The organism is Rhodococcus marinonascens NBRC 14363, assembly GCF_001894885.1.
Lineage (GTDB): Bacteria > Actinomycetota > Actinomycetes > Mycobacteriales > Mycobacteriaceae > Rhodococcus_F > Rhodococcus_F marinonascens.
The window spans coordinates 1-10,213 of record NZ_BCXB01000064.1 but is presented as its reverse complement, the minus strand read 5'-3'; the positions used below and the strand labels follow the sequence as shown (position 1 = coordinate 10,213).

7 protein-coding genes and 1 pseudogene are annotated in these 10,213 nt (G+C 64.7%); 2 read left to right on the top strand and 6 right to left on the bottom strand.

Annotated features, from left to right (window positions below):
* The 3 genes and pseudogenes from RM2_RS22125 to RM2_RS22115 all read right to left on the bottom strand — a co-directional run.
* Positions 1-367 (bottom strand): annotated as a pseudogene (locus RM2_RS22125) (GMC family oxidoreductase); the annotation flags it as partial.
* 399 nt (positions 368-766) lie between these two features.
* Positions 767-2,308, bottom strand: coding sequence for a GMC family oxidoreductase N-terminal domain-containing protein (locus RM2_RS22120; protein WP_245814095.1), 1,542 nt, complete (start codon positions 2,306-2,308; stop codon positions 767-769).
* A 384-nt stretch (positions 2,309-2,692) separates the two neighbouring features.
* Entirely contained in the window at positions 2,693-4,864 is a 2,172-nt protein-coding gene (locus RM2_RS22115; protein ID WP_072691646.1) for a DNA polymerase III subunit gamma and tau, read from the bottom strand.
* Positions 4,865-5,072: 208 nt separating this feature from the next.
* On the opposite strand from RM2_RS22115, the gene RM2_RS22110 reads away from it, so the two are divergent.
* Both RM2_RS22110 and RM2_RS22105 read left to right on the top strand, forming a co-directional pair.
* Positions 5,073-6,419 carry an ammonium transporter gene (locus RM2_RS22110; RefSeq protein WP_072691645.1) on the top strand — a complete coding sequence of 449 codons (1,347 nt, stop codon included), beginning with the start codon at positions 5,073-5,075 and terminating at the stop codon, positions 6,417-6,419.
* A gap of 172 nt (positions 6,420-6,591) precedes the next feature.
* On the top strand, positions 6,592-6,807 hold the full coding sequence (locus tag RM2_RS22105) for a hypothetical protein (RefSeq protein WP_072691644.1): 216 nt from the start codon (positions 6,592-6,594) through the stop codon (positions 6,805-6,807).
* A 192-nt stretch (positions 6,808-6,999) separates the two neighbouring features.
* Here RM2_RS22105 and RM2_RS22100 read toward each other — a convergent pair whose 3' ends face one another.
* The 3 genes from RM2_RS22100 to RM2_RS22090 all read right to left on the bottom strand — a co-directional run bounded on the left by RM2_RS22100 (position 7,000) and on the right by RM2_RS22090 (position 10,103).
* Positions 7,000-7,581: an HhH-GPD-type base excision DNA repair protein gene (locus RM2_RS22100; RefSeq protein WP_072691643.1), complete on the bottom strand. Its 582-nt coding sequence runs from the start codon at positions 7,579-7,581 to the stop codon at positions 7,000-7,002.
* 98 nt (positions 7,582-7,679) lie between these two features.
* Positions 7,680-8,999 (bottom strand): sulfatase-like hydrolase/transferase, encoded by a 1,320-nt coding sequence (locus RM2_RS22095; protein ID WP_072691642.1) that lies wholly within the window; start codon positions 8,997-8,999, stop codon positions 7,680-7,682.
* Positions 9,000-9,158: 159 nt separating this feature from the next.
* Positions 9,159-10,103: a hypothetical protein gene (locus tag RM2_RS22090; protein ID WP_139277894.1), complete on the bottom strand. Its 945-nt coding sequence runs from the start codon at positions 10,101-10,103 to the stop codon at positions 9,159-9,161.
* Positions 10,104-10,213 lie beyond the last annotated feature (110 nt).

Below are 10,213 nucleotides of genomic sequence, written 5' to 3'. Positions count from 1 at the left end.
AGCCGCCGCCGACACCGCGACCCTGGTAAACCTTGATGCCAGAGAAGTACTCGGCGTCGAGGACACCGACGTACCTGTCGACGGGCCTCTTGATGCTGAAGCCAATGAAGTTGCTGACCGGCGGATCCGTCTCGTCGGCCAACCACGTCGAGCGTTTGTCGGGATTGATCATCTCGCTGAAAATCGTGCCGTCCGAACCGGGGGTGTCCCAGCTACGCCCCATCTCGACGATCTGCGTGGGAATGCCGGCCTGCGTCAGCCGCAATGCGGTGACGGCGCCGCCGTAGCCACTGCCGATGACGAGGGCAGGCACACGGTCGCCGTCGGCGAGGGCACGGCGGGGGGATCCGGAGGCTGAGGTCGCCATCGACGAGAACATGAATGCTCCCGCTGTAAGACCTGCTCCCGCAAGGAATCGGCGACGTGAGACGTGTGAAACCCCAGGAGAGGGAGCAGCTCGGTTCGCACGGCGATCGATCATGGATCTCCTCTGTCGGTGGTGTGGCAAGCAGCTTGTTGCTGTTGCGAGAGCTTCCAGGGTTATACCGCCGACAGAGGCGACTAGGAGTCGATACCGAAAAATTGGCGCAACTCAGACACGATCGGTGCAGCTTCGGGGTCGCGCGGCGGCGCAGGCAACACCCCACCACCACTGACGCCGAACACGCACCGGTCCGCAAGAGCCACGATAAGAACGTCCGGCGTTCAAGCCCGTGTCCGTCGACACAGCAGATGCTCATCGACGGAGCACGGGCCGCCACCAGTCCTAGGCGAGATCGGTGGAGATGATCTTCTCCATGTTCCGTTCGGCGAGCGCGGTGATCGTCACGAACGGATTGACACCGACGTTGCCGGGGACGAGGGAACCGTCGACGACGTACAGGCCGGGGTATTCGGGGAGGCGGCCGAAGTTGTCGGTCGCCGAGTTCAGCAGGCAGCCACCCAGCGGGTGGTAGGTGAATTCGTCGCCGAACTCCTTGTGCAGACCGAACAGGTCCGTCCGGTAACCGGTACCTTCCTTCTTGTTGATCTTGTCGAAGACCGCCCTGGCCATGTCGATGCCCGGCTGATTCTGAGACACAGCCCAGGAGAGATCGACTTTGCCGGTGCTCGGATTGAACAGGAAACGACCACGCTCGGGGTTCTTCGTGATCGCCAGGTACATGGCGATAAACGTCTCGATCCCCGAGGGCATCGGAGCGATCTCGGCGAAGACCGGCGCGGTCGGGTCATCCCAGTTGTCGATGCCGAGGGTCGGGATCGTGGACTGGTTGAAGCCGGTGGGGTCCGACATGTGGTTCGCGCGGGCGAGCATGATGTTGCCGTTGTTGCCCCAGCCCTCGCCGACCTGCGACGGCAGGTTCGGCAGATTTCCCTGCGCCTTCATCGAGACGAGCAGCTTGCTGGTGCCGACGCTGCCGGCGGCGAAGAACACTCGATCCGCGGCGACGACCTTTGTGGCGATGATGTTGCCTTGTTCGTCGATCTGCTCCATCGTCACGCTGTAGCCGGTGCCGGAAGCAGGCTCGACTTTGGTGACCCGGTGCAGGGTGGTGATCGACAGATTGCCGGTTGCCGCGGCCTGCGCGAGGTAGGTCTTGTCGAGCGAGTTCTTGCCGGCGTTGTTGCCGTAAATGACCTCACCGCCGAGTGCGGACTTCGGCACCTCGCCCGCAGCCTCCCTCTTCATGTACTCGAAGTCGTACACGTTGGGCACGAACGACGTGGAGAATCCGGAGTCGTGAGCACTGTTCCGACCGGAACGTGCGAACTGATACCACGGTGTCGACTCGAACCACTCCTTGTCGATGTGGTTCACACCCAGACCGGTGTTCGCGCGCGGGAAGTACTTGTCGTACATCTCGTCCGAGTCGACCGACGGCAGGATCTCCTCGAAGAAGTGGCGCTTCGGGGTAACGGCCATGCCACCGTTGACGAGCGAGCCACCGCCGACACCGCGACCCTGGTAGACCTTGATGCCGGAGAAGCGCTCGCCGTCGAGGATGCCGACGTACCTTTCGGTGGGCATCTTGATCCCGATTCCCATGATGTTGCTGACCGGCTGATCCGTCTGGTCGGACAACCACGTCGAGCGGTAGTCGGGGATGAGCATCCCGCTGAAAGTTGTGCCGTCCCGACCGGGGGCGTCCCAGCTACGCCCCATCTCGACGATCTGCGTGGGAATGCCGGCTTGCGTCAGTCGCAGTGCGGTGACGGCGCCGCCGTAGCCACTACCGATAACGAGGGCAGGCACCCGGTCGCCGTCCGAGAGGGCGCGGCGTGGGGAGGCCGATGCTGCAGCCGGCATCGACGGGAGCATGAGCGCTCCCGCTGCAAGCCCCGCTCCTGCAAGGAAACGGCGGCGTGAGACGTGTGAACCGCCCCGTGTCTGAGCACCTCGGGTCGCCCGGCTGTCGAACATGAATTTCCTCCATCGGCGGTGGCAAGCAGCCTGTTGCTGCTAACCAAGGCTCAGAGGTATACCGCAGGTAAAGTAATCTGCGAGGCGAAACCAAAAAATGCGCACTATCGGACACGATCGGCGCAGTTCGAGCTGCCACCGTCGACTGCGCTGGATCGCGGTCTGCCCGGCCGCAAGAAGCATTTCCCGGTTCGATCCGAGGGGGGGCGGATGCCCGCAACGCCATGACCCGCAACACCTCGGCTGATAGTCCCGGCAGAGGGGGGCGTATCAGCCCTCGAGCTTCTTGGCCCCGAGCATATCCCTGAGTAACTCGTACGCCACGTCTTCCGGGTCGCGGCGGGTCGACGGATCGCCGGGCTCCGCAGCCTCGGCGAACATCTGCTCCTCGTCTTCGGGAGTGGAGACGGGCGGCGGAGCCGACTCCTCGTGATCTATCGGTGAAGCAAGCCCGGGATCGTCGGGGTAGTCGGGTGCTTCCGGCGGCGGAATGTCGTTGTCAGGTTCCGACACCGGACGGCCCTGCGCCAAATCGGCAGGCAAGGTGCCTGGGCCGTCCTCCGGGCGCCGTTCAGACTTCTCGCGACTCGGCCGGGAGAACCGCGGGGCACCGGGCACTTTCGTGGGCGCGGCTGCAGCCTGCGTGACCGGCGGGGGCGACGCCGCTGAAGCACCGGCCTGATACTCGACTGCCCACTTGCCGCCGAACATCTCGGACAGCACCTCCGCGATCACCTGAGCGTTGTGCGGCGACGCAATGCGCCCACCCAGGTTGGGGACGGGGTGCGCCAGGATCAGACGGTTGCCCTGGACATCATGCACCGTCGCCGCCGACAACATCGCTGGAAGAATCCTGTTTCGCTGGCCTACCTTCTCACGCAGCGTATTCCACGATTCTCGCAACGCGGCCAAGTCGGCGCCTACAGATGCTGCCGGCGACGACTCGGGGGCGAGCGGCGACGTCCGATCGAGATTCGGTTCGGGTTCCGAAACCGGCTGCGGGGTCGGCTCGGGCTCCGGGGTGGGTTCCGGCTCGGGAATAGGCCCCGGGGTGGGTTCCGGCTCGGGAACGGGGGCAGGGTCGGGGGCGGGTCGGGGCATGGGTTCGGGTCGGGGCATGGGTTCGGGCTCCGGCTCGGGTGGAGGGGGAACCGTCGCCGCCGCAACCTGCCGCTTCGAGGGCCTCTGAAACTTCGCGTCCTGCTCTGCTTCCGAGGCCTGCAGAGTCGCATGATCCGGCACAGCCGCCGGACGCTCGGCCGCATCCATCGAGGGTGCCGCCCCCGAGGGCGGGAATCCGCGTTCGACACGTTCAAGTCGTTGCAGTACGGCCGATTCGGTGTCGGATACCGAAGGCAGCAGCATCCGGGCACACATCACCTCGAGCAGCAACCGTGGGGCAGTGGCCCCACGCATCTCACCCAGCCCGGCATGGATCACCTCTGCGTACCGAGTGAGGGTCGCCGGGCCGATCCGCTGGACCTGGGCGCGCATGTTTTCGAGCACGTCACCGGGTGCGTCGACCAAGCCACGCTCGGCGGCGTCTGGCACCGCCTGCATCAGGATCAGGTCTCGCAGGCGCTCGAGCAGGTCGACGGCGAATCGGCGCGGATCGTGCCCCGCGTCGATGATTCGGTCGACCGTTCCGAACAGTGCAGCGCCGCTTCCCTCCGCCAGTGCGTCGACGGTGTCGTGGATGAGCGCTGCATCGGTCACACCGAGCAATGCGAGCGCTCGGGGGTAGGTGATGCCCTCGTCCCCGGCACCTGCCAGGAGTTGGTCGAGGATACTCAGCGAGTCACGGGGTGAGCCGCCCCCGGCACGGATGACCAGGGGGTACACCGGATCGGCGACCGGCACGCTCTCCTGCTGACAAACTTTTTCGAGCAGAGCACGCATCGTCGATGGTGCGAGTAACCGGAACGGGTAGTGATGGGTGCGCGAACGGATGGTCGGCAGCACCTTCTCCGGTTCGGTGGTGGCAAAGATGAAGATGAGGTGTTCCGGCGGTTCCTCGACGATCTTGAGGAGGGCGTTGAAACCCGCCGTGCTGACCATGTGGGCCTCGTCCACGATGAACACGCGATACCGTGACTCGGCGGGCGCGTAGAAGGCGCGGTCACGCAGTTCACGAGTGTCCTCGACGCCACCGTGGCTTGCCGCGTCGAGTTCAGTGACGTCGAGATTGCCCGCACCACCCGGACCGAGCGCCACACACGATGGGCACTGTCCGCACGGCGTCGAGGTAGGACCCTCGACGCAGTTCAGCGAACGCGCCAGGATCCGGGCAGATGATGTCTTGCCGCATCCGCGAGGACCCGAGAACAGGTAGGCGTGGTTGATCCGTCCGCCGTCGAGTGCGGTGCTCAGCGGTTCGGTGACGTGCTCCTGCCCCACCACCTCGGCGAAGGATGAGGGTCGGTACTTCCGATACAGGGCCACGCGCGAATCCTACCGGCGAACCCCGACAGTTTCGGCCACTGGGCGAAAGGCTCGCTGAGCGCCCACCGGCCCGCCTCTCGCGGCGACGACAGCGAACGCGGCCGCATCACGTAACACGTTCGCAACATGTCGGCATCAATTCCGAAATGGCTGATCGCCATCGTGTTTCAACGCGCATGGTTTCGTCCGTGGGCGGGAGGAGAATGTCGTGCCTGAAATCGACGCCGGGGCAACCGCCTGGCTGCTGATCAGTACCGCACTGGTCCTATTGATGACCCCGGGTCTCGCCCTGTTCTACGGCGGAATGGTCCGTTCGACCGGCGTACTGAACATGATCATGATGAGTTTCGTCTCAATTGCGCTGGTCACAATCGCATGGCTGGTGGTCGGATATTCCCTGATCTTTGGCGACGACATTGGCGGCGGCCTGATCGGCGGGTTCGAGCACCTGGGGATGGCGGGAATAGACCCCACGACCGTCTACGGGCAGGTTCCCGAGATCCTGTTCGCCACCTTCCAACTCACATTCGCGATCCTCACCGCCGCGCTGATCAGCGGTGCGATCGCCGATCGCACCAAGTTCTCGGCCTGGATAATCTTCGTTCCCGTCTGGGCGCTCGCCGTTTACGCGCCTGTCGCACACTGGGTGTGGAACCCGGAGGGCTGGATCGCGAAGTTCGGTGCCCTCGATTACGCGGGCGGGCTCGTCGTCGAAATTGTGTCGGGCGCATCCGGCTTGGCGTTGGCCCTGATCGTGGGTCCGCGACTTGGGTTCAAAACCGAAGCTATGCGGCCCCACAATCTTCCGCTCGTGCTCCTCGGCGTCGGCCTGCTGTGGTTCGGCTGGTTCGGGTTCAACGCAGGCTCAGCCCTCGCCGCCGACGGCACCGCGGCGGCGGTCTTCCTGAACACTCTGGTCGCCGGCTGCACCGGCATGCTCGGCTGGCTCGTCGTCGAACAAATTCGTGACGGTCACCCCACCACCTTCGGCGCGGCGTCCGGTGTTGTCGCGGGCCTGGTGGCAATCACTCCGTCCTGCGGCACCGTAAACGCGCTCGGTGCCATCGCCATCGGCGCCGTCGCCGGTGTGGTCTGCTCGTTCGCCGTGGGCTGGAAGTTCCGCCTCGGCTACGACGACTCACTCGACGTCGTGGGCGTCCACCTGGTTGGCGGCATCGTCGGCACGATCCTGATCGGACTGCTGGCCACCGAAATCATGACGGGCGGACCTACAGGCCTCTTCTACGGCGGCGGATTCGCGCAACTCGGCAAACAGTTACTCGCCGTAGTGGTCGTCGCGCTCTACGCATTCAGCGTCACCTACATGCTCGGCAAGGCGATCGACCGGATCATGGGGTTCCGGGTGAGCCAGGAGGACGAGACCTCGGGCATCGACCTCGCGTTGCACGCCGAATCGGCATACGAGCACGGCGTACTCGGACACGCTACGGCGGGCGGGGCGCAGGGCAACAGCGTCTTTCCGTGGATGCACGAGGAGCCGCGCCAGCGCACTCTCGATGCGGAGCCGAAGCAGACGTCGCCGGAGCTCGGGTAGCGGCTCCTACTCCGCCTTGGCCGCCTACGCCGCGGCCTTGGCGGCTGACACCCCCATGTCCGGAGGAAAGCTCGTCTTGCACATGCTCGACGCCCTCGCCGAGTTCGAGCGAGACCTCACTCAAGGTGCGCCGTAGTCCGGCGGCGCCAGGTTATCCCGATAGTGTCTTCCTGTGGGGCAGAATCGGAACTACGACCTCTCGACCATCGAACTCGGCCACTATGGCCGTCTGGCTGATCTCCACCGGGACCTGACTAATCATGCCGAGACCGCCATCACTCTGGCGCACGAGACGGAGGGCCAGACTGTTGTCTCCATCTCTCACTCGATCGTTTCCATTGATGGAAAGCTGTATGCCTCAATCCTGTTGACACTCGAGACTCCCTGATCGCGATAGACCTTGCTGAATGCGCGAGGGCCTGAACGAAGTCCCAACCGGACGGATTCATGGCTGCCGTGCCGTTCGAGATCCGCACTCCCGCAGAAGCGAGGCTCTGCGACTGGAGATCGAGTCCGAGCCGGTCGAGAATGCGCCGCGTATTCGAGGAAAGATGGACCTAAGCTGAACTAGCTGCCCTACCTACTTCCCCTTGGCTGCCTTCGCCGCCGCCTTGGCAGCCTTCTTGAACTCGCGGACCTCATGGAGGCTCTTGTCGTCCACGACGTCCGCGATCGAACGACGACAGCCCTCGGTGCCGTAGTCCCCCGCCACCTCGCACCAGCCCCTCGGCTCGACACCGATCTGTTTGCCGAGCAGGGCGAGGAAGATGCGCGCCTTCTGGTCTCCGTAACCCGGAAGCGCCTTCAACCGCTTCAGGACTTCCTTGCCGTCGGGATCCCCGCTCAACCACAACGCCTCGGCATCGCCGTCGTAGTTCTCCACCAGGAACGCGCACAGAGACTGGATACGTCCAGCCATCGATCCGGGGAAGCGGTGGACGGCCGGAGTCTGCGAACAGACGGCGGCGAACTCTTCCGGGTTCAACTCGGCGATGCGATGCACGTCCAGGCCGCCGAGCCGGTCGGCTAGCTTCTTCGGCCCCGCGAACGCGGTCTCCATCGGAACCTGCTGGTCGAGCAACATTCCGATCAGCAGGGCCAACGGGTCACTGGCCAGCAGTGCATCGGCCCCTGGATCACCGGTCAAGTTCAGCTTCGGCATCCGGCCAGTCTATGACCAGCTGTGCGCCAGTGTCTGTCGGTCAAGTCAACAGGGTCGAAGTCGCGCCGGAAGGAGGGTGCTGGCGGGAGCGACCTTCGTCACTGCCGTCGCATCTCTTCTGCCGCCTCGGCTGAGCGAGTGGCGGGGTCTTCGTCGTCGGCGAGCCGTATCTCGAGCTCGTGGAGCTTCCCGGCGAAGGCGAACGGCGCCTGGTAGCGGGTCGAGACCGCTGACCCGTGGTCGCGGCCGATACTCGAGCCGGTGGACGAGATCATCCGCATGAACGCGGCCGTGTCGACCGAGCCCGCGGCCTGCCCGTTCACCTCGATGCTGATCAAGCCGGAGCGGCCGGGACCGCGCGCCACCCGCGCGACCAGTGTGGCATCCCCTGCCGGGATGGTGTCGTCGGACTCGACGATCGAATGGTCGCCGAACGCGTTGTAGTCCACCACAAGCCGGCCTGCTTGGACGAACACCGAGATACCTGAGTTTTCGTTGCCGGTGGCGAACAGCACGCCGTCTTGTCCCGCGGTGCGGGTGACTCGGGCGGTGAGGTGAAAGCTGCGCCCGCCGATGGCCGCGCTCGCCTGCGGCTGCGTTCCAGGTGGAACCACGCCGGTTTCGAGCTGTCGCTCGAACCACTTCTCTCGCCACACATCCCAGCCGTCTTCGTACTTCCCCCGGTACTTGGACAAGTAGCTCGCGGGCGCCTGGTGCGGGGAGTGGGTGGCGCCGAACGGCAGATACAGGAAGAACGGGCGGTCAGGACGGACACCTTTGGAGTCCGTCACCATCGCGAGGGCCTGTTCTACGAGGTCTTCGGAGAGGTGGTAACCGTCCTCAGGCTGCCCCGGCGGGTCGATCGGATGGTTGTCACACACCAACTGCGGGTGAAACTGGTCGGTCTCGCCGTCGAGGAACCCGTAGAAGCGGTCGAACCCGCGAGCCAGCGGCCAATGGTCGAACGGGCCCGCTGCCGAACACTGCTCCGACGGGGTGAGATGCCATTTACCCACGCAGAACGTCGCATAGCCCTCCCCGCGCAGAACTTCGGCGATCGTGCTGGCCGAGCTGGTGATATGGCCAAGCTGGTGCGGGAATCCGGTGCGGAAGTTCGCCACACTGCGCATACCCACGGCGTGCTGGGAGCGGCCGGTCAGCAATGCCGCGCGCGTCGGCGAACACACCGGTGCCACGTGAAAGTTGGTAAACTGCAGGCCATTTTCGGCCAATGCATCGACATTCGGCGTGTCTATGTCCGAGCCGTAACACCCCAACTGAGCGAAGCCGGTGTCATCGAGCAACACCACCACCACATTGGGAGCCTCGCGGCCGGGGTGCGGCGGTTCGTCATACCACGGTTGGGACTCGGCAAGGGTCCGCCCGATCGTTCCCTCGAAGCGAGGTGCACGCATCATCTCGTGATACCCCTTTTCAGAATCGCTTGTCGTGCAGTCGACGCCGCTGGCTCGAGCTGTGCGCAAGCGGCGTCCCAACCAAGACTCTTAAATGGTATAGCTATCGGGGTGGGGATCAACCCTCGCAGATGCCGGCGGTCGTCGACGCCACTGCACTCGCTACAAGCGATCGAGTATCGGCACCGTGATGACGGCCTGGGTGTCGCCGAGCTGCTTGTCTCCGAATATGGCCTGGAAGTACTCGCTTTGAATCAGGTCGACGAAAAACTCGACGCCAGGGTAGTAGACGAGCGCGACCGCATCGAATTCGTAATTACGCTCAACCCGCACCGGTCGACCGATATGCAGGGGGCCGTAGCCACCCTCCGCCATGGCGCTCAACATCGACATCGTATAGCGGCGATTGGCGCTCCGCTGCTCGCGGGTGCCCTGCTGGATGAGGTTCACGATGACGATGGCGTGGGTCCCGAACTCCACCTCCTCGCGGAGTCGATGCGGGAGCTGTTCGACCCGCGAGAGCACATCCTGGCTCTGCGTCCGCCTGAGCGGAAAGTGCGAGGGTCGACGGCCAACAATCTGAGCAGCTCGCATCGCGAGCAGTAGCTGGGGGATCATGGCGCTCACGAGGGACGAACGCCGGAAGCCCTGGACATAGACTTCCTCGAAGCGGCCGAGCGCAGCGCGCAGCTCGGCCGACTCCGCGTGCCGCTCATAGGCCACGCGCGAAGGGTATTGCAGCAATACGACGGCGCTCCAGTCCTTCTCGCCGATCTGCGCAGAGTGGTGCGGCGTGACCACGGCCTTTCCGGCGTAGATCCACCCGGCCTGCGAACCCTCAGTCGCACGCCGCAGCGCGCGCACCTCCGACACGGTGTCGGCGCCGGGCGACGCCCGGAGGAACGTCAGCACATGGAAAGCGCCGCGCGAATGATAAATCGGCTGGTCATCGTGGACCACGGTGCGCCGGACGCGCAGGTATCGCCGGTGCTGCCACAGCGCAGCGGCCGCGGCCGCGTTGGCGAGGACGAGCAGGCCGGCAAGCGCGGCCTTCTCGACGGTCCCCGGGAGCGTATCGCGTAAAGTGCAGCGGCCTTGACGAGTCACCGTAAATCTCCTGCCGTTCCGATTCAACCTCCGGCAACAACACGTCTTCGTGATGCAGGACCGGCTGAATAGGGTGCGCGGCCCGCACCGTCACTGAGAGCGATCTCTTA

What these genes read in the sequence shown, in the direction of transcription:
- RM2_RS22100 (WP_072691643.1), bottom strand. Translation starts at nt 7,581, where the DNA reads ATGCCGAAGCTGAACTTGACCGGTGATCCAGGGGCCGATGCACTGCTG.
- RM2_RS22095 (WP_072691642.1), bottom strand. Translation starts at nt 8,999, where the DNA reads ATGATGCGTGCACCTCGCTTCGAGGGAACGATCGGGCGGACCCTTGCC.
- RM2_RS22120 (WP_245814095.1), bottom strand. Translation starts at nt 2,308, where the DNA reads ATGCCGGCTGCAGCATCGGCCTCCCCACGCCGCGCCCTCTCGGACGGC.